Origin of the sequence: Lichenibacterium ramalinae (assembly GCF_004137085.1) — a bacterium.
In the GTDB taxonomy this organism is placed as follows: domain Bacteria; phylum Pseudomonadota; class Alphaproteobacteria; order Rhizobiales; family Beijerinckiaceae; genus Lichenihabitans; species Lichenihabitans ramalinae.
Window position 1 is genome coordinate 1 of the sequence record NZ_QYBC01000037.1, and the last position, 24,054, is coordinate 24,054.

The window sequence follows — 24,054 nt, forward strand, 5'->3', positions numbered from 1 at the left end:
GCGGGGTGGAGCAGCCCGGTAGCTCGTCAGGCTCATAACCTGAAGGCCGCAGGTTCAAATCCTGCCCCCGCAACCACATCACCGAACCCAACCCATCAGCCCCGCGCCCGACAGCGCGGGGCTGACGGCGTTCGGGACACGGCATGTGCGGGGGAGGGGCGCGCAAGTTCGGGCGCCCCGGCTTAACGCGAATATACGGAATCCGCCGCCATCGGCACAAAGCACCGTCAAGCGGCGCCGGGCAGGATGCCGCTCATCGGCCGATGGAGGCCGACGGAAGGCTTCCGATGCTCGACTGGTCCTGGATGTTGTCGGGTGGCGCCCTGGCCCTGGCGGGCGCGGCTGCCGCCGATCGCCACCGCCTGGCGCGGCAGGTGGCGCGCCTGCGGCACCGCCACGAGAGCTTGGGCGACGAGATCTGGGAGATCCGCGACGCCGTCGAGGCGCGGCATCGCGCCGAAGCCGCCAACGAAGCCAAGTCCCGTTTCCTCGCCACGGTCAGCCACGAGGTGCGGACGCCGTTGAACGGCATCCTGGGGATCGCCGAACTGCTGGCGGACACGCCGCTCGACCGCGAGCAACTCGCCTATGTCGAGGCCGTGAAGACGTCCGGCGGCGCCCTCGCCACGCTGATCGACGAGATCCTGGACTTTTCGCGCATCGAGGCCGGCAAGCTCGAACTCGCCGCCGAAAGCTTCGACCTCGCGGCGCTGGTGGAGGGCGTGGTGGAGCTCCTGGCGCCGCGCGCGCAGGACAAGGGATTGGAGATCGCCGCCAACCTGTCGCCGGACCTGCCGCCGAGCGTCGTCGGCGATCCCGTCCGACTGCGCCAGGTGCTGACCAACCTCGCCGGCAACGCCGTCAAGTTCACCGTCTCGGGCGGCGTCGGGGTCAGCGTCGCGGCGCTGCCGGACGGCCGCATCCGCTTCGACGTCGCCGACACCGGCCCGGGCGTGCCACCGGAGCGCCGCGACGCCATCTTCGAGGAGTTCGAACAGGCGGACGGGACGACGACGCGCCAGCACGGCGGCACCGGTCTCGGCCTCGCCATCTCACGCCGCATCGTGACGCTGATGGGGGGGCACCTGACGCTGGAGGACCGCGCCGGCGGCGGATCGCTCTTCGGCTTCGCCGTCGCGCTTCCCTCCGGCGACGCGGCACGGCACGGCTTCCGTCCCGACCTCCGCGGCCGGACCGTGCTGATCGCTGCCGCTTCGCCCTTCCAAGCCCCGTCCCTGGCGGCCCAGCTCGACGCCTACGGCGCCGATGTCGTGGTGGCGGACCGCCTGGATCGCGCCCTGACCTGGCTGCGGGGCCGCAACGTGCCCGACGTGCTCGTCGTCGACTGCGCGCTCGGCGAGGCCGCGGCCGGCCAACTGGCGGATGCCGCCCGGGACGCCGGCGTCGCCCGCTCCTTCCTGCTCTTCTCGCCCTTCGAGCGGCGGGCCTTCGGCCAGAAGCTGGTGGCGGGCTACGAGGGCTGGCTCGTCAAGCCCGTGCGGGCGGCGTCGCTGGCGTCGCGCCTCGCCGGCGCCAAGCCGGCCCCCCCGGCGAGCCGCCGGTCCCCCGAGGCCCGAACCGGCAACCGCGGCCTCCGCGTCCTCCTGGCCGAGGACAACGAGATCAACACCCTGGTGGCGATGAACTTCCTCGGCCGGCTCGGCGCCCAGGTCGTTCATGCGTCGGATGGCGGATCCGCCCTCGCCCTCGCCACGGCGGCGCTGAACCGCGACATCCCGGAGTTCGACGTCATCCTGATGGACGTGTCCATGCCGGTGCTGGACGGGCTGGAGGTGACCCGCCGCCTGCGCCAGGCCGAGGCGGCCTCGGACGCGCCGGCAGTCCGCATCGTCGCCCTGACGGCCCATGCCTTCCAGGAGGACCTCGACCGCTGCCTCGCGGCCGGGATGGACGTCGTCATCACCAAGCCGATCGACCTCGCCAAGCTGGACGGTGCCATCCGCGGCCCCGGGGCCCCTTACGCCCTGCGCGCCGCGGGCTGACGCCCCAAGGGCTGACCGGGCAAGGGGCTGACCGGGCAAGGGGCCGACCGGACAAGGGGCCGACCGGCGAGGGGCCGACGCGTGGGCTCTCGCGCCGCCGCGCCGAGCCGTGCATAGGATCCCGAGGGCGCGCGGCGCGAGCCGCCGATCGACACCTCGGACACGCGGAACGGATGCCCGTCACTCTCTCGCCGTCCCGGCTCGCCTGGGCGCTGGTCACGCTGGCCGCCTGGGCCTTCGCCGGCCACATCGTGGTCGACACGCTGCGCACCGTCGTGCCGCTCTGGTCGCCGTTGCCGTGGTTCGACGAATGGGCCACGGTGGAACTGATCCGCGCCTGGCAGAGCGGCGAATCATCCCTGCCGCAGATCCTGTTCGCCCAGCACAACGAGCATCGCATCCTGGTGCCGCGGCTCGTCTTCTTCACCGACGACCTGCTGTTCGGCGGCCAGGGCCATGCGAGCCTGGCCGCCATCATGCTGGTCCAGGCGCTGCATGCCGGGCTGTTCGCCACGCTGCTGGCCCGAGCCCGCGGCGCCGGCCGCTGGGCGCTCGCCGCCGTCGTGGTCGCCCTCATGTTCAGCCTGCGCCAGGCCGAGAACTTCACCTACGGTTTCCAGGTGCAGTTCGTCGGCGTCTTCGCCGGCGCCGGCGCGAGCTTCGCGCTGTTCGGCCTGGCGGTGGCCCGGCGCAGGCGGGGCCGCCCCATCGCTCCGGCGCTGGTCGCCGCGGCCCTCGCCGCCCTCGTCACGGCCCTGACCATGGCCAACGGCCTCGCGGCGGGGTTCGTGCTGGTCGCCCTGTCGCTCCTGGCCCGCATGCCCCGGCGCGTCACCCTGGCCTGCGCGGCCTGGGCCGTGCTCCTCGCCGCCGTCTACCTGAACGGCTACGTGCCGGTGGCGCATCACACCCGCCCGGTCGAGAGCCTCGACCATCCGCTCGGACTTCTGCTCTACGTCGCCACCTACCTCGGCGGCATGGGCGCCCCCGGCCCGGCCGCCGTGCCGGCAGCGCTGGGCGTCCTCGGCCTGCTGGCGACGGCCGCCGCGGTGGCGCGGGCGGTGCGGGTCGGCGCCGGCGCCGTCGAACTCACGCTCGTCGGCATCATGCTGTTCGTCGGCGCGGCCGCGGCCGTCACGGGCGCCGGCCGCCTGGGCTTCGGCATCGACCAGGCCCTGTCCAGCCGCTACGCCACGGGGAGCGCCGCCTTCTGGGCCGCACAACTCGCCTATTGGTGGACCGTGGCGCCCCGGCTCCCGCCGCCGCGCCCGGGGCTGGCGCGCGCCGGCGTCGCGGCCGTGTCGTTGCTGCTGGTCGCCGCCATGGCCCAAGCCCAGGGCGGCGCCAAGCCGGAGATCGCCCGGCAAAGCTTCGCCCTGCACGAGAGCGCCGACCTGCTTCTGACGGGCCTGCACGACCCGGAGGTCCTCGGCCGCACCGCCTGGGTGGTGCCCGATGTCGAGCGCCTGCTGCCGGTGCTGCGCGACGACAGCCTGTCCATCTTCGCCACGCGCGAAGCCGCGGCGCTCGGCCGGCCCGTGTCGAGCCTCGGCCGCGTCGCGGCGGGCGGGTGCGGCGGCGGCGTCGCGGCCCTGGCCGACCCCGGTCTCGGGCCCGACGGCGTCCGCGTGTCCGGTGTCGCCGAGCCGGGACCGGGACGCGCGCTGCCGCGCCGCATCGTGGTGGCGGACGCCACCGGCACCGTCGTGGGGCTCGGCTCCGGCGCCGTCCCGGGTGCGCCGCGCGGCAGCTGGCGGGGCTTCGCCACGGCGGCGGCCGGGGCGCGGCTCGACGCCTTCGGCTGGCTGCCGGACCGGAGCCTGTGCCGTGTCGGAAACGCCACGGTCGGGCCGCGGGAGCCCGGGTCGGCAGCGCCGATGCCCTGACGGCGGCCTCCGTCATAATAGCGTGGGCGAGCCATGCTGAGTGACGGGACTGCCACCGATCCCACCCCGGGGAGGGCGCCATGACGCCACCGACGCTCCGCACCGCTCTCGCCGGTGTGGCCTTGATCCCCCCTGCCGCCGCGGTCGGTTCGGCCCCGGCGGGGGACCCGTTCCGGCCCCGGCCCGCCGCCGCCTGCCCGCCGATCCCCGGCCGCATGGGCGACCTCGAGGTGCGGCTCGCCGCCGACGGCAGGGAGGTGCGGCGCGCCCAGCGCGTCCGCTACAAGGTCTTCTTCGAACACGGATCCGCCACGCCGGAGCCCGCCGCCGCCCTGCAGCGGCGCGACCTATGCCGGTTCGACGCCGTCTGCGACCACCTCGTGGTCATCGACCATGCCGCGGTCGACCGGCGGCTCGGCACCCGGCGACCCAAGATCGTCGGCACCTACCGGCTGCTCCGTCAGGATGTCGCCGCGCGGCACGGAGGGTTCTACACGGCCGGCGAGTTCGACCTCGCCCCGCTGCTGGCCCGCCATCCCGACAAGCGCTTCCTGGAGCTCGGCCGGGCCTGCGTCCTGCCGCGCTATCGGGCGAAAGGGACCATCGCGCTGCTGTGGCGGGGCATCTGGGCCTATGTGCAGCAGCACCGGGCCGACGTGCTCATCGGCTGCGCCAGCTTCGCGGGCACGGACCCGGACGCGCTGTTGCCGGCGCTGAGCGCCCTGCGCCATTTCGCTCCGGCCGCCCCCGAGTGGCAGGCGGCGCCGGTCGCGGGCCGGGGCAGCGCCACGCTGCTGCTGCCCTCCATGCACCTCGACCGGCGCGAGGCTCTGGCGCGCCTCCCGCCTCATCAAGTGCTACCTGCGGGCCGGCGCACGGTTCGGCGACGGCGTGGTGGTGGATCGGGATTTCGGCACGACCGACGTGCTGGCGGTCCTGCCGCTGGCGGCGCTCGACGCCCGCTACCGCAGCCGTCTCGACGGACGCTGACCGGGGCGCGGGCGAGAGCCGTATCGGCCTGATCCGAGCCGCCTTGGCGACACCAAGCCCTCGACACTTTGCCCGATCCGGAGCGGGAGCGCCTTCGCCGACGGCGAAACCGCTGCAGGCGAACGGCGCGAACCCGTGCCCGGGTGCCCGCCAACGACGGCGAGAGGCGGGTCTCGGTCTTCGAGGAAACCCGCACCCGCTCCTAAATAATCAGACCAGCCAGCCCGCGGCGGCGCCGTAGAGGATGACCCCGCCGATGACGGCACGGTAGATCACGAACGGCCAGGTGGAGAACCGCTCGAGGATGCGCAGCAGCAGCGCGATCGCCACGAAGGCCGAGATCGAGCCCACGACCAGGCCGACGGCCAGGATGGACCAGCCCTGGGCATCGAGGTGGGCCTTGTGCAGCTCGTAGAGCTCCTTCAGCCCGGCCAGGGCGATGGCCGGGATGCCGAGCAGGAAGGAGAACCGCGCCGCCTCCTCGCGCTTGAGGTCGAGGAACAGCGCGGCCGTGAGCGTCGAGCCCGAGCGGGACACGCCGGGGATGAGCGCGCCGATCTGGGCGATGCCCACCACCACCGCGTCGAGCAGGGTGATGTCGGCCAGCACCCGGCGATGCCGGCAGTAGAGTTCCGCGATGGCGAGCAGGATGGCCATCGCGATGCAGGAGGCGCCCACCACCTGCAGGCCCCGCAGCGGCGAGCCGCAGGCGTTCAGGCGCGACGACAGCAGCAGGCCCGCGATGCCGATCGGCACCGTCGCCAACACCACCCAGACGGCGAAGCGGAAGTCCCAGGCCCCGAACCGGCCCGTCACGGCGGCCCGGATGGCGCCGCCGCCGATGCCGGACACGTCGCGCCAGAAATACGAGATGACGGCGGCCAGCGCGGCGAGCTGCATGGCGGCCGAGAAGGCCGAGCCGGGGTCGTGCCAGCCCAGCAGGGCCGGGACGATCCGCATATGCGCGGTCGACGAGATGGGCATCAGCTCCGTCACGCCCTGGATCACGCCCAGGAAGGCGACTTTGGCGTAGCCCAGCGACACGAACCCCGTGTCGATACCTTCAGTGCAGCCGCCCGCCATATCTGCCCCCGCGACGCTTCACGCTCGAGCAACGCCATCGGTCTGAAATCGCCTCGGCGATCGCGGGTCGATGGGACTGCTCCCGATTGCAAGTCGAGTGCCCTCGCCATGGGCGAAAGCACTCCGGCGATCGGGCCGCGGCCCGACGCGACGCCATCACACCACGAGAATGCTGAGCATCGCTTTAACGCACCGGCAAGCCTCAGGGCCGCAGCGCCCCTTTTCGACGCAGGTCGGAGCGCAGCTTCTCGAGCGGGGGAGCATAGAGGAAGCCGAACGATACGGTGCCGTCCCGGCCCTCGATGGCATGGTGCATCTTGTGCGCCTGGTAGAGCCGTTTGAGGTAGCCGCGCCGGGGCACGTGCCGGAAGGGCCAGCGCTGATGCACGAGGCCGTCGTGGACGATGAAATAGAGCAGCCCGTAGACGGCGAGGCCGACCGCGATCCAGAACAGCGGCGCCACCCAGTGCCCCGCCGCCATCAGCGCCACGGCGAGGCCGGTGAAGACCACGGCGTAGAGGTCGTTCTCTTCCAGCAGCGCGTCGTGCGCCTCGTGGTGCGACCGGTGCCAGCCCCAGCCGAAACCATGCATGACGTGGCGGTGGATCAGCACGGCGGCGAGCTCGGTGGCGGCCACGGTGGCCAGCACGATGAGGGCGGGCATGAGCGCAGCGTTCATGGCCGGGCTTCCCCGCCCCGCATCGCGGGCAGGCGCCGCAACGTCGGCAGGCGCCACCACGGCACCGACGGGTCGTCGTGGTGCTCGTGGTGATAGCCGAAGTGGAAGCAGGTCAGAAGCGACAGCAACCAGGAGAAGTCGTTCGACCGGGCCCGGTGGTCGTCGTGAAAGCCCTCCTCCTCGGCCCGGTGCGGCAGGTAGGTGCCGAAGAAGAAGAGCTGGAAGGCGGACAGGATGGCGGGCAGCGCCCAGAACAGCAGCAGCCGCTCGGTCGGCACGCCGAGCACCAGCAGGTAGACGGCCGAGCCCGCCATCAGCCGGGCGATCTGGCCGGGGGACAGGTATTCGGCGAAGAAGGCGCCGAACCAGCGCCAGAAGCCGACGTGCCCGTCCCCGGAGAAGTCCGGATCCTCCGCGGTGCCGGGCGCACGGTGGTGGGCGAAGTGGCGGCTCACCAGGGCATCGTACCAGATCCCGGCATACAGCATCAGCACGAGCCGCCCGACGCCGCGGTTCACCGCCGGCCGGAACGGGGCCAGCGAGCCGTGCATGGCGTCGTGCGCCACGATGAACAGGCCCACGGACAGCCAGCATTGCAGGGCCAACAGCGGCGGCGCCAGGGCCAGGGCGACGTGCCAGGGCAGGACGAAGACGGCGAGCACATGGAGGGCGAGCCAGCCCGCCACGACGGCGGCGGCGAGGCCGAGCCCGATCGCGGTCTGGCGGGCGTAGCGATCCGTCGAGCGGACCGGTGCGGCGGAGGCGGACATGGCGCGATCCTGCTCAGCAGAGGCGGGTCTGGGCGAAGGTCACCACGATGTAGTCCCGCAGCGGCTGGCCACCAGCCCCGCGGGCGGGCAGAAGCTTCAAGGCCTCGGCCATGTGGTGGCCGAAGCGCTCGCGCGCGCGTTCGGCGCCCAGGATCGACACCACGGTGGGCTTGTCGGCGTCCTTGTGGAGGTCCTTCGACTGGGGGCCGAGCGGGACCGAGACGTCGAACAGGTCGTCGGCGATCTGGTAGGCGAGGCCGAGATGGGCCGCCACCTGCCGCAGCTCGTCGATCGAGCGGTCCGCCGCGCCGGCGACGCGCGCGCCGATCTCCAGCGCGGCTTCGAAGAGCACGCTGGTCTTCTGGTGGTTCAAGGCTTCGAGCCGCGCCACCGTGGCGGTGTTGCCGCGGTCGTGCAGGTCGTGTTCCTGGCCGGTGACGAGCCCGTCGAAACCGACCGCAGCCGACAAGCGCTCGACGAGGGCGAGGCGCGTCTCGCAGGGCAGGCGCGTCGCCCGCGTCACGGTGGCGAAGGCCTGGTTGAGCAGCGCCACCGCCGCCAGGATGGCGGTGCTCTCGCCATAGGCGACATGGACGGTGGGCTGGCCGCGGCGCAGCCTGGCATCGTCCATGGACGGGAGGTCGTCGAGCACGAGTGACGCGGTGTGGACCATCTCGGTGGCGCAGGCGACGTCGAGGGCGTCGGCCACGGCCGCGCCGAAATCCACGGCGGCCAGCAGCGTCAGCAGGGGCCGGATGCGCTTGCCGGGCGCGAGAAGGGCGTAGCGGACGGCCTCGGTCACGCGCTGGGGACCGCGCTGCGCCGCCGGGACGAGACTGTCGAGCCGCTCGTTGACGGCGCTGCGGAGGTCCTCGACCAGGGTCGGTTGTGCATAAATGGCTTGCATGCGCGGCGCCGAACCTGCCTTTCCGGGTAAAGATCCGGGCCTGCGCAGCCCAGCGAACCACCTTCCGATGCCTCGGAGCGAAAAGATAGCACACACGTCACCGTCCGCACCGCGCTCTTTGCGCGCGCCCGGAGCCGCCCCGCTCGGCTGGATCGGCGTGGCGCCGGGGGCGCCGTATTTCGTCGACGACACGGGCGCGCCCTGGCACCCCGTCGGGCAGAACGACGCCATCAGCTGGGTCGAGCTCGATCCGCTGTTCCGGCGCCGCGACGTCGGGGCGGTGGACCGGCACCTCGCCGACCTGGCACGGCACGGCGTCACCGTGCTGCGGCTGATGCTGGAATACGCCCAGGTGCGCCACCGCTACTTCGAGCGGCCGGCCGGCACCGTGGCGCCGCACATGATCCAGCTCTGGGACGACCTCTTCGCGCTCTGCGAGAACCACGGGCTGCGGATCCTCCTGACGCCCTACGACACGTTCTGGATGTGGCTGCACTTCCGCCACCATCCCTATGCGGCGTCGCACGGCGGGCCGCTGACCCACCCGTCGCGGGCGCTGCTCGACCCCGCCATGCGGGCCGCCATCAAGGCCCGCCTGTCCTTCGTCACGGCGCGGTGGGGCGGTTCCGGCGCGCTCTTCGCCTGGGACATCTGGAACGAGATCCACCCCGCCCAGGGGGGCGATTCGGCCGACGCCTTCGACGGCTTCATCGCCGACATCGGCGGCCACCTCCGCGCCGAGGAGACGCGCCTGCACGGCCGCGCCCATCCCCAGACCGTGTCGATCTTCGGGCCGGAACTCGTGTGGCGCCCGCACCTCGCCATGGAGGGCGCCATCTTCCGGCATCCGGCGCTCGACGCCGCGACGGTCCACATCTACGAGCAGGGCACCATCGACGACCCGCGCAACACGGTCGATGCGGCCGTCGGCATGGGGCGGATCGTCCGCGAGTCCATCGGCGAGATCCGCGACGGCCGGCCGTTCTTCGACAGCGAGCACGGCCCCATCCACAGCTTCAAGGACAAGCACCGCCGCATCCCGGAAGCGTTCGACGACGAATATTTCCGCCACATGCAGTGGGCGCATCTCGCGGCTGGCGGGGCGGGCGGGGGCATGCGCTGGCCGAACAGGACGCCGCACGTGCTGACGGCCGGGATGCGGCGCGCCCAGAAGGGGCTGGCCGACTTCCTGCCGCTGATCGACTGGCGGCGCTTCGACCGGCGGAGCCTCGGGCCGGAGGTCGCGTTGCGCGACGCCGGCGGCGCCACGGTGGGCGAGGACCGTGTGGCGCGCTTCGCCTGCGCGTCCGGCGACCAGGCCGTCGTCTACCTGCTGGCGCGGGACCGCTGCGACGCGGGCGGCCTGCTGCGCCGCGACGGAGCGCCTTTCCGGCTGACGCTGACGGTGCCGGGGCTGGCGGCGGGCACCTACCGCGTCACCGGATGGGACACGCAAGACGGCCGTGCCGTGGACGACGCCGTGGTGCCGGTGCGCGGCGGCACCTTCGGATTGCCGGACTTTTCGTGCGACCTCGCCGTGGCGGTCCGGCGGCAGGACGCGTGAGGGGACCGGCCGATGGCGACCGACCCGTCCGCCGGGCGGACGCCGGTCGTCCCCAGCGACGCTACATGTGGCGCTTCTGCAGGCCCGCCGTGAAGGTCTTGCGGCAGAGCGGGGTCAGGCTCGACTCGTTGGAGCGCATGCAGGCGACCAGCGCATCCTGGTCCGGATAGACGTGGCTGCACAGCGTCGTGGCGTCCACCTGGCAGGCGGCCTGCTCTTCGGGCGTGATGTTGTACTTGTTGGCGACCTGAGCCTGCGCGGACGCCAAGCTCACGCAGAAGAAACAAGCGGACAGGATGCCGGCATTCATGAGGGATCGCGCTCGACGTTGCAGCCCGGGACGGGCCTCGAGCCTCTTGCAGGATCCATGCTGAACCCGGGATGTACCGTGGCGAGCCACGTCGCCCGGCCCGGAAGCTCCGGGCCGGCGCATCGGAAGGCCAGCGTGTGCCGGGCCGTGGCTGACACGCGCCGGCTTGGCCCTGTGGGCCTGCCGGCCGGCTTGAGCCGAAGCTCCGCCTCGACGCCGACCCGACGGGCTCTGACGCCCGGTTCAGGGGGCGCCGCGACCGTTCACGCGTTGCCGGGCGTCGGGTCCTGCGTGGCGGTGGCCGGCCCGGCGGAGGCCGCCTGCTGGATCGCCCCTGAGGTCCTGTGCGAGGAGCTCACCGTCTGCATCTTCTCGCGGCGCTTCGCCTCCTGCACGGCTTCGCTGTGGGGCACCGGCCCGCGCCGGACGTCGTGCTGCCTACCGGAAGTGTCCTGAATCTGTGCCATATCGGCCTCCCGTCCCGTTGGACGAACGCTAGGCTCGACCCGCTCCGTGGCGGATGTGGGGCAGGGGCGTTGCGCGTCGTCGCTGTTGCTTCGGCGCGGGCCGCCCTTATCTGCGGGGGCCTGCACCGATGCCAAACGAGGATGCCATGCTGTTGAAGTTCCCGACGCCCCATGCCCCCGAGGTCTCGACCTGGATCAACCCCGAGCAGGTCGCCGGCGTACACACCCAGACGCCCGACGTCACCACCGTCTACCTCGTCGGCGGGTTCGAGCAGCGCGTGTCGGGCCGGTCCGAGGACGTAGCCCGCCAGATCGACGAGGCGCAGCGCTCGCTCCGGCCGCAGCCGGCCTGAAAGGTCGCGGACGAATGCCCTGTCTCCGGCGACGAGACATCGTTCCCGATGTCGTCGGAGGGCATTCGGGCCCGCGATCGACACCTCTACGGACGCTGGAGCGTCGACCCGCCCCGGCAGGGGTCTTGCATGCAAAGCGCGGAACGGAACGGCGCCGATCGCGGCGGGGAGGCACGATGACCGACGGGGACAAGGGCGCGCGCTGGGTGGGGCGCCACGCCGACAAGGACACGCTGCGGCGGGACGTGTGGTCGCGCCTGGAGCGGGACGGCGCCAACATCGGCCCGGTTTGGAGCGCCATCCCCAACTTCGCCGGCGCCGACCTCGCCGCCAAACGCCTGTCGGAGTTGCCGGCCTGGCGGCGGGCCGCCGTCATCAAATGCAACCCGGACCCGCCGCAGATCCCCGTGCGGTTGCGGGCGCTCTACGACGGCAAGACGGTCTTCGCGCCCGTGCCGGAACTCAGGACGGGCACGCCCTTCGTCAAGCTGGACCCCGTGCGCCTGAAGGCGGAGGGCATCCAGTTCGAGCTCGCCGCCGTCAGCCAGGGCTTCCTGCGCCACGGGGAGCCGGTCGAGTTCGAGGACATGCCTTACCTGCCGTTCTGCGTCGTGGGCTGCGTGGCGGTGAGCCGGGCCGGCGGGCGCACCGGCAAGGGAGCGGGCTTCGCCGACCTCGAACTCGGCATCTTCCGCGAACTCGGCAAGGTGGATGCCGACACCGTGATCGCCACCACGGTGCATTCGTCCCAGGTCGTGCCGGAAGACCGCATCCCCATGCAGGCGCATGACTCGGCGTTGCACGCCATCGCCACCGAGGCCGACCTCATCAGGGTCGACGGCGCCGCGCGCCAGCCGGCGGGGGTCGACTGGGACCAGGTGAAGCCCGACCAGTTCGCCTCCATCCCGTTCCTGTCGGCCCTGCGGGAACGGCTGGAGCGGCGCTGAGGGGCCGAATCGACGCGCGAGGAGATCGTTAAGAACCCGCCGTTAGATCCTGTCGGATCTGACGGGAGTGGCGGATGGGATGGGGACGCCTGCGACGGCTGTTGTCGACCGTGGCCTGCCTGGCCGTGGTTCTGGGCGCCCTGGTGGCGATCGGTGCCGGCCTGTCCGGCATCGACCGCGCCCTCGCCGACATGCCCCACCATCGCATCTGAAGCGGTTCCGCCTTCGGCGGAAGCGTGCCGTTCCGACGCGCAGGCAGTCTCGTCGGCCTGGCATCGCCGAGGCGGTCCGAGAGCGCCGATGCCGCTCTCGAGCGCCGATGCCGTACGGCGCGAATGCCGTCCGGCAGCGCGGCCGCCACGGTTCGTGGCGGCATCAGCCTGATCGCCGCTACACGATCAACCCACGTTCCGCCTGGAGCTTGTCGTGGGCCAGCTTGCGGTAGCGCTCACGGTCCTCGTTGGTGGCGCTGCCAGGGTGGCCACCGGCGGCCTGGTCCGGCGTTCCCGGCGCCGCCCAGCTCAAGCCGTCTGCCTTCGCGAGCGCCATCGCACGATGCTCGATCTCGGCATCGGCGGGTTCGGACGCGGGTTCATGGGTGGTGACGGGTTCGTCGCTCATGGGAGGGAGTATGGCGCGAGGCGCGACAGCGTCAATCCGGCCGGTGCGGGGTTTCGGGCGCGCCGGTGGCGGAACGGCCGGCGCCCGCTCCTCCGGCCTGGATCGGGGCCCGGCACGCAGCAGCCTCGGCCGCAGGACCCGTCAGGGCTTGGCCGGTGCCGTCCCGACGGAGATCGTCACCGGATGCAGGTCGGCCTGTTTGGTGGCAGGGTCGGTGACGTCGAACGCGACCTCGTCCTGCCCCGTGAAGTCCGCGGCCGGCCGGTAGGTGATCTGTCGGGCGGGCGCCGTCACCAACGGACAATGATCGACGTGCTTCGTCGAGAGCACGACGTCTTGCACCACGAGGACGCCATGGGCCGGGAGCCGCTTGATGGTGATCTGCGGTGCCGTTCCCGTCGAGCAGTCCTTGTGGACGACCGCGTAGACGCCCAGGCGAAGCTCCTTGCCCGGGTCGGTGCCCATGACCTGGGGAGCGGCCGCTGCAGCCGGTCCGGCGATGACGAGGGAAAGAAGAGCGGGGGCGAGGCGCATCGGCGAGGTCTCCGGCGGCTGGGGGCCGGGACGCTATCGCGCTGCCGGCCGTCGGGCAACCCCGGCTATGCTGCGCCGCAACGGAACCAAGCCGGTCATGTTGCGTTGCAGCGATGCGCCTGAGGGCGCACGCCTAGCTGGGCGTTCCTCCCTAGACTTGGGCCGCTCGCCGAAAGGCTGAGCGGCTCCTTTTGTTTCGGGCGCGTGCTCAGCCAGCGGTGCGGCGGACCGGGGTGCAGGGCCGGCGATGTCCGGTCTCATTCGGAGGTGGCGATGCCGAATTCGGCGACGGTCGCCGCCTCGTCCTCGCCGAGGCAGGCCACCCAGACGACGCCTGCGACAGAGGCGACGACGATGCAGGCCAAGGACGAGACGAGCGTCAAGGCGGTTCCCGAGAACGACGTGCCTTCCAGCCAGGAGCAGAGGCAGACGCCACACCAGCCGATGAACACCCAAACGATGAGAGACAGGACGGTTCCGACGACGATCCCGCGCATCACCGATCCCCAAAAGGCCACGCAGCGCATCGCTGCGGCCTTCGGAAATGTCACCACAACCTGTTCAACAACGCCTTAACGAGCGTCAGTGCGCTCGGCAGCGAACCGCCTCGGCCGATCGGCGAAACGGGCATCGGCGCCACGACGTCTCGCGCAAGACTGCGGAAGACCGGAATGGCCGTGCGTCTCACCGCCCTGTAGAGGCCTTCGCGCAGAAGCCTCGGCGAAGGGCCGCCGGGCGAAACCAAGTCGACGAGGACTGCGCTCGATCCGGAGCTGGAGCGAGTTCGCCGAAGGCAAAAGAGTTCCGCGAGGCCGCGGCCGAGCGGAAACATGCGCCACGCGTCGTGGCGGTTCTGCGGCACGCATTGCGAAGGGGGCGGGCGACCGACCTCGAAGCAGCAAGCTCGGCTGTGTCTCGCTTCCCGCGAGGGACGAGCGACGGCCGGCAGTCCGCGTGTGGGGCATGCGCGTGAAGAGTTGGACCCGTCGAGGTTCGGCTGCAAGCCGAACAAGCTCCGAATACGACTCGCCATCCCGACAAGGTGACGGTGTCCTCGCAACGGAGCGACCGACGGCCCGTACGAGCGTTCCCGGCTCCCCGTCCGGTGACGCTGAGCCGTTCCGTCAGGGGGTGCCCTTGCGTTAAGCTGTCCCTCACGACTGCGGTGCATCATCCTTTCGGGGGTCATCGCATGCACGACAGGTTCACCCGCTTGCTCACGATCGCGGCGACGCGAGGCGGACGAACTGCGCTGCTCTGGTCGGCGACTGCCGTGCTGGTTGCGATCTGCCTCGTCTTCGGCTCCGTGATGGCCGCATGGCACGCCGACGTCGGCCGAGCCCTGGGCGCCTCGGAGCAGAACGTCTCGAGCTCCGTCGCCCACGAGGTCGACCGCAACGTCGAACTCCTGGACCTGTCGATCCGGGCCGTCGCCCAGCAGTGGGGCAACGAGGAGGTGAGGGCGCTCGCGCCGCACCTGCGCGACATGGTGCTGTTCGACAATGCCCTGCGGGCGCCCGGCTTCGGCACGATCCTGGTGATCGACCGAGACGGTCGTATCGTCGCCGGGTCCACCGCCGGATGGTCGCCCGAGATCAAGCTCGACGATCGCGACTATTTTAAAGTCCAGGCGACCTCGCCGGACATCGGGCTCTTCGTCAGCAAGCCGTTCGTCAGCCGCATCTCCAACCGCCGGAACGTGGCCCTCAGCCGTCGCATCACGGATGGCGCCGGGCAGTTCGCCGGGGTCGTCATGGGCACGATCGATCTGGACTACATCTGTCATTTCTACGAGGGGCTGACCACCGGCACGGAGAACGCCGTCGCTCTCGTCCGCTTGGATGGGACCGTGATGGCGCGTGAGCCTCGGATGGCCAGCGATGCCCACCGCTGGGTCGGCGACCGGGACGGCTTCAACCTGATGCGCGCGACGCGTTCCGGCACGTTCGAGGGCGCGTCGCCGTTCGACGGTCGGCCCGGGATCATCTCGTTCAACCGGATCGGCAACCTTCCCCTGATCCAGGTGGTCGAGGTCGGCAGCGAGGGCGCCTACGCGAGTTGGTGGCGCCGCGCCGTATCCGTGGCAGGCCTGCTGGCATTCCTGTGCTTCTGCGTCCTGGCACTCTGCCTCGCCTTGACGATGGAGCTCGGGCGACGCGCGGCCGCGGAGGCGACGCTGGGTCGTCTCGCCGACACCGATCCGCTGACGGGCCTCGCGAACCGGCGCAGTTTCGACGCCGCACTCTCCACTGCCTGGTCGGAGTCGGCCGCGAGTGGCGAACCGGTGGCGCTGCTCATGGCCGACGCCGACGCCTTCAAGGCCTACAACGACCTCTTCGGCCACCAGGCCGGCGACGAGATCCTCCTGCGCATCGCCGGGTGCCTCGACGGCTTGGCACGGGAACGCGGTGGCGTCGCGTGTCGCTGGGGCGGCGAGGAGTTCGTCGTGGTCCTTCGCGGGGTCGCGGAGCCCGAGGCCCTGGCCCTGGCGGACGAACTCTGCCGCGCCGTCCGCGGGCTCGGCCTCGAGCACCCCCGCGGTGTCGGAGGCGTGGTGACCGTCAGCGTCGGCGTGGCGACCGCGATGCCTTCGACGGACCTGTCGACCCGGGCGCTGTTGACGAGCGCCGATGCCGCCCTCTACCGCGCAAAGGCGGAGGGGCGCGACTGCAGCCGTGCTCGTCCCCGTCCCCGCCAGGCCCCCGCCGAGGCGCGTGCCGTCTCGCTCGGTTGATCGACAGGGTGGCATCGGCTCCCGTGCGGGGGACGGCGTGCCACGGCTGATGCGCGAGGCCGTCCCGATCGGGTCCCGCGTGGATCCGCAGAGCGGGGCGGAGGTGCCGGCATGCCGGCATCCTGCCTTTCACGGCATGCCGCCAGCGGGACGTCGCCCGCGACCATTTGATCGGTCGAAGCGCTGTGACGCATCGTGTGAACGCGCTAGGCTGACGCCATGGCCGTAAGCGAAACCACCACCGTCTCGGCGAGGCCGGAGCTGGGCTCCGTCATCAGGGGCCAGCTCGCCACCGGACACCCCGGCGTGGTCGTGCCGGCGGAACTGCGACGTCCGACCGGGCAGACCGGGACCGACGGCATGCGCGCGCCGGACCGAAACAGGGCGGCGGCATCGAACCGTGCCTGACACTGCATTCGACCGGCCGATGGACGTGGCCACCGCGTCCGGCGACGTGTCGCATTCACTCGTCCTGATCGAGCGCGAGCGGCAGGTCCTCAGCCAGCTCGCCCGCGGCATCCCGCTGGCGCAGGTGCTCGACGGTTTGCTGCGCGCCGTCGAGGCGCAGAGTGACCATGCGATGCTGACGTCCATCCTGTTCCTCAGCGAGGACGGGAGGCACCTGAACCATGGGGCGGCACCCAGCCTTCCCGGCGCCTACAACGAGGCCATCGACGGCATCGCCGTCGGCGAGGGAGCCGGCTCGTGCGGCACGGTCGCCAGCCGCGGGACGCCGGTCTACGCCATCGACATCGCCACCGACCCGCTGTGGGCCCCCTTCCGCGAGCTTGCGCTGTCCCATCGCCTCCGCGCCTGTTGGTCGACACCGATCAAGGGCTCCGACGGTGGCATCCTCGGGACCTTCGCGATCTACTACGACAGTCCGCGATCGCCGACCCAGGACGACATCGAGGCGATCGCCTTCGTCACGCAGACGGCGGCGCTCGCGATCGAAAGGCACCGACACGACCTTCGGCTCCGGCGTGCCCAAGAGGCGGCGGACGCGCTGAACGCCGAACTGCAGGTGGCCAACCGGACGCTGCGCGAGCGCATCCTCAGGGAACAGGAGGACGCGGACCGCCTGACCACCGCCATCGAGGTCGCACGTCTCGGCACCTATGTCTGGAACGCGACGACCGGGGACGTCGTGCTGGACGCCCGCAGTCGCACGATCTTCGGATTGCCGCAGCAGGGACCGGTTCGCCAGGAGGACGTCTTTGCCCGCATCGCCCCGGGCGATCTGGAACGCGTGTTCGCGGTGGCGCGAGTCGGGCTGACATCGGGCGAGCGCGTCGAAGTCGATTACGCGCTGGTGTGGCCGGACGGAACGCGGCGCGAGGTCCGCAGCCTCGGCGATTGCAGGCCCAACCTGCTCGGCGAGCGATGCATGGTCGGTGTCTTTCACGACATCACCAACGAGAGGCGCATCGAGGAGGCGTTGCGGGCCGAGAAGCTGAGGCTGGAGCGGCAGGTCACGCGGAGCACGCTGGAAAGGGAGCAGGCCTGGCGGCTCTCCCAGGAACTCCTGGTCACGGCCCTCCCGGTCGGAACCATCGAGAACGTCAATCCGGCCTGGACGCGACTGCTGGGGTGGGACGAGCACGAGATCGTCGGAAAACCCTTCGTCGCGTTCACGCATCCCGACGATCTGGATGCCACGCTCGCGGCTTTCGCCGGCATCTTCGAGCGCCCCTTGGTGGTGCCCTACGAATACCGCTTCCGGCACAAGGACGGCACGTACCGCTGGTTCGGTTGGACGGGCACGTTCGAAAACGGGAAGATCTACGCGGCCGGACGCGACACCACGTTGGAACGCGTCCAGGCCGAAGCCCTCCGCCAATCGCAGAAGATGGAGGCGGTGGGCCAGCTCACCGGTGGACTGGCGCACGACTTCAACAACCTGCTCGCCGGCATCTCCGGCTCGCTGGAGCTGATGCAGACGCGCATGCAACAGGGCCGCCTGACGGACGTGGATCGCTACATGACGGCGGCACAAGGGGCCGCAAAGCGTGCGGCCGCCCTGACGCATCGCCTCCTCGCGTTCTCCCGCCGCCAGACGCTCGCCCCCAAGCCCACCGACGTGAGCCGCCTCGCCACCGGCATGCACGACCTGATCCAGCGTACCGTCGGACCAGGCATCCCGGTCGAGGTCGTCAGCGCCACCAATGGATGGCCCGCCCTGGTGGACCCTCCGCAGCTCGAGAACGCCCTGCTCAACCTGTGCATCAACGCTCGTGACGCGATGCCGGACGGTGGCACGATCACCATCGAGACCGCCAACAAGTGGATGGACGATCGCGCCGCCCGTCAGCACGACATGCCGGAAGGGCAGTATCTCAGCCTCGCCGTGACCGACACCGGGACAGGTATGCCGCCGGAGGTGATCGCGCGGGTGTTCGAGCCGTTCTTCACCACCAAACCCATCGGCGAAGGAACGGGTCTGGGCTTGTCGATGATCTACGGCTTCGCGCAGCAGTCCGGCGGGCAGGTGCGCATCTACTCGGAGGTTGGTCAGGGCACGACGGTGTGCATCTACCTGCCGCGTCACTACGGAGCGGTCGAGGACGAGGCGGCGGGCGAGAGCGTCACCGAGCATCCCCGCTCCGAGCAGGGCGAGACCGTGCTGGTGGTCGACGACGAGCCGACCGTGCGCATGCTCATCACCGACATCCTGGAAGACCTCGGCTTCCGCTCGATCGAGGCCGGTGACAGCGCGACGGGCCTCAGGGTGCTGCAATCGGACGTGCGCATCGACCTGCTGGTCACCGACGTTGGCTTGCCCGGCGGCATGAACGGACGGCAGATGGCGGATGCGGCACGCTCCCATCGCCCTGATCTCAAGGTGCTGTTCATCACCGGCTACGCAGAGAATGCGATCCTCGGAAACGGAACGCTTCCACCTGGGATGGCGGTGCTGACCAAGCCGTTCGCGATGGACGATATGGCGGCCCGCATCCGCTCGATGATCGAGGGCAGCAAGGAGCAAATCCGTCGCTCGTGACCACACGTCCCCTGAGGGTCGGGCCGAACGGGGCGTCTGGTTCGCCTAGAGCGATATCGGCTTCCTCCGAGTCGCCGTGGCGTAGCCCCTCGGCGGAAAGGCCGACACGGATCGTCTCGAAGCTGACTGAAAGCCACTGATGATATCGCACGCCGTCCTCGACGCGTCGCTCGGCCAGCCGTGGTCCCACGCCGACGCGGCCATCGGGATGCTGGAGGAGAACCGTTCCGGATCGACGCCCATCTGACCCAATAGGAACGGGTCGATCCGCTGAAGCGACAGATCAGGCCGAATCCCGGGTGCGTGATGGTGGGCGCACAAGGGCTCGAACCTTGGACCCGCTGATTAAGAGGCATCGGCGCCAAGTGAGCACAAATCAGCATGACGCATCTTTGCGTCTGAGAACGCTTGCCTTTTTCGATAGACCCGCTGATTGTGGTGAGCACGAGGGATCTCTGGTAAGCAAAAAGTCGCTTCCCATGTGCTTCCCAGCCTCGTGCTTCCCAGGTCTGATGCGTCTCACGAAAGGCAATCTCGGCAGGCTTGTCCTGCCCGCTGGAAAGTCGGAAACGATCGTCTTCGATGACGACATCCCAGGCTTCGGCCTCCGCATCCGTGCGGGGGGCAAGCGTACCTGGATCGCTCAGTATCGGCTCGGGACGAAGCAGCGCCGCGTCACGTTGGGCACGCCCGAGACCGTCGACGCCGAGCAGGCGCGGCAGCTCGCCCGGACGACTCTGGCTCGCGTCAGCCTCGGCGAGGACCCTCAAAGCATCAAGGTGCAGGCCAAGGCTCAGGCGGCCGTCACGCTCGGTGCCGTGGTGCCGCGCTACCTCGCGCATGTCGAGGGCCGGCAACGCCCGGGGCACCATGACGACGTCAGGCGCTACTTCGACCGCCACTGGGCGCCGCTGGCCGGTTTCGCCTTGGCGTCGATCGACCGGGCTCGAGTCGCGGCTCGCCTGAGCGAGATGGCGAGGGACAACGGCCCGATCGCCGCGAACCGTGCCCGGGCTGCCCTTTCAGCCTTCTACACTTGGGCTATCGGCGAAGGGATCGCGCACGACAATCCCGTGATGGGTACGAACAAGCCGGCCGAAGAGGTCGTGCGCGACCGCGTGCTGAGCGACGCTGAGGTGGCGCTGATTTGGCGGCATGCCGGGGTAGGGGACTTCGGAGTCATCGTCCGACTGCTCCTTCTGACAGCCTGTCGCCGGGAAGAGGTGGGCGGCATGGCTTGGTCAGAGCTGCAGGGTGCTACGTGGACGATCCCGGCCGAGCGGACGAAGAACGGTCGCGCGCACGAATTGATGCTTCCCCCGGCCGCTATGGCGGTGCTGACCGCCCAGCCGGCACGTGATGGCCGCGACCTCGTATTTGGATCCCGGGCGGGGCCGTTCTCGGGCTGGTCGAAGGCAAAGGCGGAACTCGACGCGCGCATGCTGGCGGCGCTCAAAGCCGAGCGCGGCACTAAGGCGGTGCTGGAGCCGTGGCGGCTACATGACCTGCGGAGGACCGCGGCGACCCGCATGGGCGACCTCGGCGTACAGCCGCACGTCGTCGAGGCGGTGTTAAACCACGTGTCGGGTTCTAAGGCCGGCATCGCCGGAATTTACAACCGCGCCGCCTATCGCGACGAGAAGCGGGCGGCGCTGGCGCTGTGGGCCGATCGGGTTACGGGTTTGACGGGGGGCGAGCATGGTTGAGGTTGATCCCGCCGAGGCGCCCGCGGTGCTCAAGCGCCACAACCTGCTCGTAGCTGGTCGCAGAGGCGACATCACGCCGACGGAGGCTGAAGCTGAGGTCCTCGCGAGCGGCCTGGAGCCGTTTGCGAGTGAATGGCAGCACGAGCGCGACATGACGGCCCACTCGACGTGGTGGCTGCCCGTCGCGGTCCTGTTCTACGCCTGGCAGGACCTTCCGGCGACTCGGCGCGAGTACGAGCGCTTCGTCGTCTGGGGCCGAGCGCTGTGGCGTGACACAAAGCAGGCGGGGATGCGGCTGTCACTCGATGAGGCCGAAAGCAAAGTACGGGAAGACCTCGTTGCGGGCCTCCTCCGCGGATTTGGCACCGACGCCGATCGTCAGCTCGTGCCCATCGCCCGAGAAGAATGGCGGGAGCTGCGCTTTGCTCACGACGCATCCCTTGCGGCATCCCGCGCCGACGGAACGCTTGTTTACAGCGGCGTCTTCGTCCTCCGCCACGAGGTCGTGCCGCTGTGGATGCAGGAGTTCGCCACGGCCGGCGCGGCCGTGCAGTCCGTGGCTCGAGAGCGAGTTGACCAGCCGCCGCCGAAGCGGGCCGGCGGTAGGCCGGCAACCCACGACTGGGCGTGCGCTGCAGGCTTCGCCGCAGCCTTCATCCTCGACAACGACTATCCGGCCGTCGAGGGAGATCTCACCTCGGTCGTCACGTCGTGGTTCGCCGAGGAGCGAGGCAAGGCGCCCGACCCGCGCGACGTCCAGCGCTTCGTGGCCGAGATCTACAAGCATCGACGCCCGACGCCTGCGGAGTAGTTTCCCGGGTTTCCCGAGTTCTCCCGCAGACTAGACGCTCACTAACGCGCAGCATGACGACCATAAGCCATCACACACGATGATGGTGGAGGACAGTCATGGCCTACCGCATCAACAAAAGCGCGCCCGAGCCGGTGGTTCTTCCGGCGTCGCTAGAGCGCAACCGCCTCATCAACATCAAGCAGATGGCGGAGCTGACCGGCTTCAGCATCGCGCACATCCGCAGGCTCTACCGCACGAACAAGTTCCCCACGCCGATCCGCATCGGCGGGCGCGCCGTCGCATGGCCCGCGCACGTCGCTGCCGCTCTGACTGGCTCCACCATGAACGAGGCTGCCTGATCGATGGCCCAAAAACGATCGAAGCCGGGACCGCTCATCACAGCGGTCACCGGCTCCGGAAAGAGGAAAGCTGTCGCGGCTCTCGGCCCGGAATATCTCACCTCCCGCTCCTCCTTTCAAGACACCATCGATCCGGTGGCTTGGCTCGCCGCCCGCGCCAACGTCGCGGCCTCGACGGCTCGGCTTCATGCTGAGCTGTTCGGCTTCGCGGAGCGCCGGTCGTGAGCGCCGCACCCGTTCCGACCGAGCCCTCGCCGTTCCTCAGCGTTGAGGAGGCCGCGCGCCTCGCTTGCATGAGCTGCTCGAACATCAGGCGCAGGTGCGTCACCGACGGTCTCGGGTTCCGTCCCGGCGGCCGGGGCGAGTGGCTGATCCGCCGCGTCGACTTTGAGCGGTGGCTGAACGGTGAGGTGCTCCGGTGAGCGGCCTCGGCATCACCCACCACGTCGTTCCGCCTGGCTGCCTCGCCCGGTCGGCCGAGCAGGCCGCGCCTCACCTCCGCGCGATCTGGGCTGCCACCGCCGCCGGGGTCATCGGGTTAGGCCATGTCGTGCAGCATGCCGGCGCCTTCCGGTTCGCGAGCAACAAGCCGATCGTCCTCATCGTCGGCGACGACTTCGACCTCAGCTTCGGGCCAGCAGCGTTTCACCGGAAGAGCCTGCGGCGGTTCCTGCGCGACGCCGGGGCCGCGGTTATCGTGAGCGGTGCGCCTGACTCGATGCCCTACGGCGCGGCTCTGGCCGGCGCGATCCTGACCGGCAAGAACGCCATCATCATCGAGAGCCGCGAGGCCCACGAGCCGGCGTGGATTGCGCTGGTGAAGGAGGCTCAGCCGAGGCTGCCGCTGTTGGTCTCGACGCCTGGTGCGACGTCGGGGGTGAGACATTGAGCACCGCCTTCGACCTTCTGCAGGCCCGCACCGCCTTCGTTACCCTCGCGCGGCCGAGCGTCGCCTACTGCAAGGCACTCGGTCTCGATTGGAACGAGGTCGAAGCCGCAGCCGGCGGCGTCTACATGGCGCCGATCCGGACCAGCGGAGATTTCTTCGGGTTCGACCCACAGGGCATCGAGGCGGCCGTGATCGAGGTCCGCGCCACCGATGCCTGGACTGTGCAGGATCTGGTGGCTTGGTATCCGACAGCCCCGGATCAGTGGTTTGTCGCCGTCGGGGGCGTGCCGGCGCTCGGCATGGCGCACGCCACCAACCCGGCTTCCTACTTCGGCCGGATGCCTCTGGAGCTCTACCAGAGCCCGGCGGAGTGGCTCCAGGCCAACTGCCACGGCGCGGTGCTGCTCGACACTGTCGCTGGCGTGGAGTGGCTCTACGAGCTGCCGCAGCCCCTCACGATCGCTGTCCGCGACGATGCGCATGCCCGGGAGATCGACGCGGCGCGCCGGCAGCTCGGCTTCGGCCGCCGTCACGCCCTCGTGGTGCCGGCCGACTCGCGGGTGGCCGCGTGACGGCGCCGGCGAGGATGGTGGGCTACGTGCCGGCGGCTTTGGATCCGGAGCCGATCGGTGGCGGCGCACAGCGTTGGGATAGCGTGCCGCTGCCGGGCCAACCGGTGGCGCCCCGGGTTCCGCTGAAGCGCCTCGACGTCTTCCTCGCCGAATACGAGCCGCTCGAGTATGCGGTCGAGCCGATCGTCCGCACCGGCTCGCTCTATACCCTCACGGCCCGCACGGGCGCCGGCAAGACGGCGTGGCTGATCTCCCTGGCGCTGGCCCTGGCTACGGGCCGACGCGACATCCTAGGCCTCGACGTCGAGCGCGGCCGTGTCGCGCTGCTGACCTTCGAGAACCCCGACGACGTCCGGATGCGCCTCAAGGTGTCGTCGTGGTTCCTCGCAGTTGAGGTGCGGGAGATCGTCGACCGGCTGCTGATCCTCGATGCCCGGGTGAAGCCCGAGGATGCCATCGTCGAGCTAACCGAGGCCGCGGGCGAGGCGCCGTTGCGGTTGGTGCTGATCGATACGCTGGCGGCCTTCTTCGACGGCGACAACATCAATGACAACGTGCAGGGCGGTGGCTTCATGCGTCGCCTGCGGCCCATCACGCGCCTGCCCGGGCGACCGGCGGTCGTGGTGGCCGCCCACCCGGTGAAGAACGCTCCGCAGGACAACCTGCTGCCCTACGGCGGTGGTGCGATCTTGAACGAGGTCGATGGCAACCTGACGCTCTGGCGCCGCAGCGAGGGGCCGGCCGGCATCGTGGAGCTTCACTGGCAGGGCAAGCTGCGCGGGCTGGAATTCGCGCCAATCCCTTTCCGCTTCGAGATCACCAGTTCCCCCGAGGTCACGGACGCCAAGGGCCGCGAGGTTGCGCTGCCGACCATGCTGCCGGTGGT

26 protein-coding genes are annotated in these 24,054 nt (G+C 70.5%); 17 read left to right on the forward strand and 9 right to left on the reverse strand.

Annotated elements, in window-relative coordinates:
• Positions 1-287 precede the first annotated feature (287 nt).
• From D3272_RS25780 to D3272_RS25790, 3 genes are all read left to right on the forward strand, one after another.
• Positions 288-2,003: an ATP-binding protein gene (locus D3272_RS25780; RefSeq protein WP_165361536.1), complete on the forward strand. Its 1,716-nt coding sequence runs from the start codon at positions 288-290 to the stop codon at positions 2,001-2,003.
• A gap of 173 nt (positions 2,004-2,176) precedes the next feature.
• Positions 2,177-3,889 carry a hypothetical protein gene (locus D3272_RS25785; protein ID WP_129222106.1) on the forward strand — a complete coding sequence of 571 codons (1,713 nt, stop codon included), beginning with the start codon at positions 2,177-2,179 and terminating at the stop codon, positions 3,887-3,889.
• 80 nt (positions 3,890-3,969) lie between these two features.
• Positions 3,970-4,911, forward strand: coding sequence for a GNAT family N-acetyltransferase (locus tag D3272_RS25790; RefSeq protein ID WP_245496796.1), 942 nt, complete (start codon positions 3,970-3,972; stop codon positions 4,909-4,911).
• A gap of 178 nt (positions 4,912-5,089) precedes the next feature.
• On the opposite strand, the gene uppP is transcribed toward D3272_RS25790, so the two are convergent.
• The 4 genes from uppP to D3272_RS25810 all read right to left on the reverse strand — a co-directional run bounded on the left by uppP (position 5,090) and on the right by D3272_RS25810 (position 8,318).
• Positions 5,090-5,962: an undecaprenyl-diphosphatase UppP gene (gene uppP, locus D3272_RS25795; protein ID WP_129222107.1), complete on the reverse strand. Its 873-nt coding sequence runs from the start codon at positions 5,960-5,962 to the stop codon at positions 5,090-5,092.
• 202 nt (positions 5,963-6,164) lie between these two features.
• Entirely contained in the window at positions 6,165-6,641 is a 477-nt protein-coding gene (locus D3272_RS25800) for a sterol desaturase family protein (protein WP_207210316.1), read from the reverse strand.
• Positions 6,638-7,411 carry a fatty acid desaturase gene (locus D3272_RS25805; RefSeq protein ID WP_129222108.1) on the reverse strand — a complete coding sequence of 258 codons (774 nt, stop codon included), beginning with the start codon at positions 7,409-7,411 and terminating at the stop codon, positions 6,638-6,640. Before D3272_RS25805 ends, D3272_RS25800 begins: the two co-directional genes overlap by 4 nt.
• Before the next feature lie 13 nt (positions 7,412-7,424).
• The gene (locus tag D3272_RS25810; protein WP_165361537.1) at positions 7,425-8,318 is read right to left on the reverse strand and encodes a polyprenyl synthetase family protein; all 894 of its coding nucleotides are present in this window, start codon (positions 8,316-8,318) and stop codon (positions 7,425-7,427) included.
• Positions 8,319-8,436: 118 nt separating this feature from the next.
• On the opposite strand from D3272_RS25810, the gene D3272_RS25815 reads away from it, so the two are divergent.
• Positions 8,437-9,882, forward strand: coding sequence for a glycoside hydrolase 5 family protein (locus D3272_RS25815; RefSeq protein WP_165361538.1), 1,446 nt, complete (start codon positions 8,437-8,439; stop codon positions 9,880-9,882).
• A gap of 61 nt (positions 9,883-9,943) precedes the next feature.
• On the opposite strand, the gene D3272_RS25820 is transcribed toward D3272_RS25815, so the two are convergent.
• Both D3272_RS25820 and D3272_RS25825 read right to left on the reverse strand, forming a co-directional pair.
• The gene (locus tag D3272_RS25820) at positions 9,944-10,192 is read right to left on the reverse strand and encodes a hypothetical protein (RefSeq protein ID WP_207210317.1); all 249 of its coding nucleotides are present in this window, start codon (positions 10,190-10,192) and stop codon (positions 9,944-9,946) included.
• A gap of 263 nt (positions 10,193-10,455) precedes the next feature.
• Entirely contained in the window at positions 10,456-10,659 is a 204-nt protein-coding gene (locus D3272_RS25825) for a hypothetical protein (RefSeq protein WP_129222112.1), read from the reverse strand.
• A gap of 146 nt (positions 10,660-10,805) precedes the next feature.
• Here D3272_RS25825 and D3272_RS25830 point away from each other — a divergent pair, with 146 nt between their 5' ends.
• The 3 genes from D3272_RS25830 to D3272_RS27585 all read left to right on the forward strand — a co-directional run bounded on the left by D3272_RS25830 (position 10,806) and on the right by D3272_RS27585 (position 12,171).
• Positions 10,806-11,012, forward strand: coding sequence for a hypothetical protein (locus D3272_RS25830; RefSeq protein WP_129222113.1), 207 nt, complete (start codon positions 10,806-10,808; stop codon positions 11,010-11,012).
• Between the two features lie 176 nt (positions 11,013-11,188).
• On the forward strand, positions 11,189-11,959 hold the full coding sequence (locus D3272_RS25835; protein WP_129222114.1) for a 5-formyltetrahydrofolate cyclo-ligase: 771 nt from the start codon (positions 11,189-11,191) through the stop codon (positions 11,957-11,959).
• A gap of 74 nt (positions 11,960-12,033) precedes the next feature.
• Complete coding sequence (locus D3272_RS27585) at positions 12,034-12,171, forward strand: hypothetical protein (RefSeq protein WP_165361539.1); 138 nt, start codon at positions 12,034-12,036, stop codon at positions 12,169-12,171.
• 178 nt (positions 12,172-12,349) lie between these two features.
• Here D3272_RS27585 and D3272_RS25840 read toward each other — a convergent pair whose 3' ends face one another.
• The 3 genes from D3272_RS25840 to D3272_RS25850 form a co-directional block, all read right to left on the reverse strand.
• Positions 12,350-12,580 carry a hypothetical protein gene (locus D3272_RS25840; protein WP_129222115.1) on the reverse strand — a complete coding sequence of 77 codons (231 nt, stop codon included), beginning with the start codon at positions 12,578-12,580 and terminating at the stop codon, positions 12,350-12,352.
• A gap of 141 nt (positions 12,581-12,721) precedes the next feature.
• Complete coding sequence (locus tag D3272_RS25845; protein WP_129222116.1) at positions 12,722-13,114, reverse strand: hypothetical protein; 393 nt, start codon at positions 13,112-13,114, stop codon at positions 12,722-12,724.
• A 257-nt stretch (positions 13,115-13,371) separates the two neighbouring features.
• Positions 13,372-13,611, reverse strand: a complete 240-nt coding sequence (locus D3272_RS25850; protein ID WP_129222117.1) for a hypothetical protein — start codon at positions 13,609-13,611, stop codon at positions 13,372-13,374.
• Positions 13,612-14,306: 695 nt separating this feature from the next.
• Between D3272_RS25850 and D3272_RS25855 the strand changes: the two genes are divergently transcribed.
• The 10 genes from D3272_RS25855 to D3272_RS25900 form a co-directional block, all read left to right on the forward strand.
• Positions 14,307-15,848: a GGDEF domain-containing protein gene (locus D3272_RS25855; protein ID WP_129222118.1), complete on the forward strand. Its 1,542-nt coding sequence runs from the start codon at positions 14,307-14,309 to the stop codon at positions 15,846-15,848.
• 427 nt (positions 15,849-16,275) lie between these two features.
• A complete protein-coding gene (locus tag D3272_RS25860; RefSeq protein ID WP_129222119.1) occupies positions 16,276-18,849 on the forward strand; it encodes a GAF domain-containing hybrid sensor histidine kinase/response regulator in 2,574 nt (857 codons plus the stop codon).
• Positions 18,850-19,361: 512 nt separating this feature from the next.
• Positions 19,362-20,555 (forward strand): tyrosine-type recombinase/integrase, encoded by a 1,194-nt coding sequence (locus tag D3272_RS25865; RefSeq protein WP_129222120.1) that lies wholly within the window; start codon positions 19,362-19,364, stop codon positions 20,553-20,555.
• Positions 20,548-21,366, forward strand: a complete 819-nt coding sequence (locus D3272_RS25870) for a hypothetical protein (protein WP_129222121.1) — start codon at positions 20,548-20,550, stop codon at positions 21,364-21,366. The genes D3272_RS25865 and D3272_RS25870 overlap by 8 nt, the downstream gene beginning before the upstream one ends.
• Before the next feature lie 98 nt (positions 21,367-21,464).
• Entirely contained in the window at positions 21,465-21,707 is a 243-nt protein-coding gene (locus D3272_RS25875; protein WP_129222122.1) for a helix-turn-helix transcriptional regulator, read from the forward strand.
• Between the two features lie 3 nt (positions 21,708-21,710).
• On the forward strand, positions 21,711-21,932 hold the full coding sequence (locus tag D3272_RS25880) for a hypothetical protein (protein WP_129222123.1): 222 nt from the start codon (positions 21,711-21,713) through the stop codon (positions 21,930-21,932).
• Positions 21,929-22,129 (forward strand): MerR family transcriptional regulator, encoded by a 201-nt coding sequence (locus D3272_RS25885; protein ID WP_129222124.1) that lies wholly within the window; start codon positions 21,929-21,931, stop codon positions 22,127-22,129. The genes D3272_RS25880 and D3272_RS25885 overlap by 4 nt, the downstream gene beginning before the upstream one ends.
• Entirely contained in the window at positions 22,126-22,596 is a 471-nt protein-coding gene (locus tag D3272_RS25890) for a hypothetical protein (RefSeq protein ID WP_129222125.1), read from the forward strand. Before D3272_RS25885 ends, D3272_RS25890 begins: the two co-directional genes overlap by 4 nt.
• Complete coding sequence (locus D3272_RS25895) at positions 22,593-23,168, forward strand: hypothetical protein (protein ID WP_129222126.1); 576 nt, start codon at positions 22,593-22,595, stop codon at positions 23,166-23,168. Before D3272_RS25890 ends, D3272_RS25895 begins: the two co-directional genes overlap by 4 nt.
• A gap of 14 nt (positions 23,169-23,182) precedes the next feature.
• The coding region (locus D3272_RS25900) for an AAA family ATPase (protein ID WP_165361540.1) at positions 23,183-24,054 on the forward strand (872 nt) is incomplete at its 3' end.

Excerpts from the sequence above, each read along its gene's own strand:
- D3272_RS27585 (WP_165361539.1), top strand. The coding sequence starts at position 12,034 with ATGGGATGGGGACGCCTGCGACGGCTGTTGTCGACCGTGGCCTGCCTG.
- D3272_RS25820 (WP_207210317.1), bottom strand. The coding sequence starts at position 10,192 with ATGAATGCCGGCATCCTGTCCGCTTGTTTCTTCTGCGTGAGCTTGGCG.
- D3272_RS25830 (WP_129222113.1), top strand. The coding sequence starts at position 10,806 with ATGCTGTTGAAGTTCCCGACGCCCCATGCCCCCGAGGTCTCGACCTGG.
- D3272_RS25875 (WP_129222122.1), top strand. The coding sequence starts at position 21,465 with ATGGCCTACCGCATCAACAAAAGCGCGCCCGAGCCGGTGGTTCTTCCG.
- D3272_RS25800 (WP_207210316.1), bottom strand. The coding sequence starts at position 6,641 with ATGAACGCTGCGCTCATGCCCGCCCTCATCGTGCTGGCCACCGTGGCC.
- D3272_RS25880 (WP_129222123.1), top strand. The coding sequence starts at position 21,711 with ATGGCCCAAAAACGATCGAAGCCGGGACCGCTCATCACAGCGGTCACC.
- uppP (WP_129222107.1), bottom strand. The coding sequence starts at position 5,962 with ATGGCGGGCGGCTGCACTGAAGGTATCGACACGGGGTTCGTGTCGCTG.
- D3272_RS25810 (WP_165361537.1), bottom strand. The coding sequence starts at position 8,318 with ATGCAAGCCATTTATGCACAACCGACCCTGGTCGAGGACCTCCGCAGC.
- D3272_RS25825 (WP_129222112.1), bottom strand. The coding sequence starts at position 10,659 with ATGGCACAGATTCAGGACACTTCCGGTAGGCAGCACGACGTCCGGCGC.
- D3272_RS25855 (WP_129222118.1), top strand. The coding sequence starts at position 14,307 with ATGCACGACAGGTTCACCCGCTTGCTCACGATCGCGGCGACGCGAGGC.
- D3272_RS25870 (WP_129222121.1), top strand. The coding sequence starts at position 20,548 with ATGGTTGAGGTTGATCCCGCCGAGGCGCCCGCGGTGCTCAAGCGCCAC.
- D3272_RS25780 (WP_165361536.1), top strand. The coding sequence starts at position 288 with ATGCTCGACTGGTCCTGGATGTTGTCGGGTGGCGCCCTGGCCCTGGCG.
- D3272_RS25860 (WP_129222119.1), top strand. The coding sequence starts at position 16,276 with ATGGACGTGGCCACCGCGTCCGGCGACGTGTCGCATTCACTCGTCCTG.
- D3272_RS25805 (WP_129222108.1), bottom strand. The coding sequence starts at position 7,411 with ATGTCCGCCTCCGCCGCACCGGTCCGCTCGACGGATCGCTACGCCCGC.
- D3272_RS25840 (WP_129222115.1), bottom strand. The coding sequence starts at position 12,580 with ATGAGCGACGAACCCGTCACCACCCATGAACCCGCGTCCGAACCCGCC.
- D3272_RS25785 (WP_129222106.1), top strand. The coding sequence starts at position 2,177 with ATGCCCGTCACTCTCTCGCCGTCCCGGCTCGCCTGGGCGCTGGTCACG.
- D3272_RS25835 (WP_129222114.1), top strand. The coding sequence starts at position 11,189 with ATGACCGACGGGGACAAGGGCGCGCGCTGGGTGGGGCGCCACGCCGAC.
- D3272_RS25845 (WP_129222116.1), bottom strand. The coding sequence starts at position 13,114 with ATGCGCCTCGCCCCCGCTCTTCTTTCCCTCGTCATCGCCGGACCGGCT.
- D3272_RS25865 (WP_129222120.1), top strand. The coding sequence starts at position 19,362 with ATGCGTCTCACGAAAGGCAATCTCGGCAGGCTTGTCCTGCCCGCTGGA.
- D3272_RS25850 (WP_129222117.1), bottom strand. The coding sequence starts at position 13,611 with ATGCGCGGGATCGTCGTCGGAACCGTCCTGTCTCTCATCGTTTGGGTG.
- D3272_RS25790 (WP_245496796.1), top strand. The coding sequence starts at position 3,970 with ATGACGCCACCGACGCTCCGCACCGCTCTCGCCGGTGTGGCCTTGATC.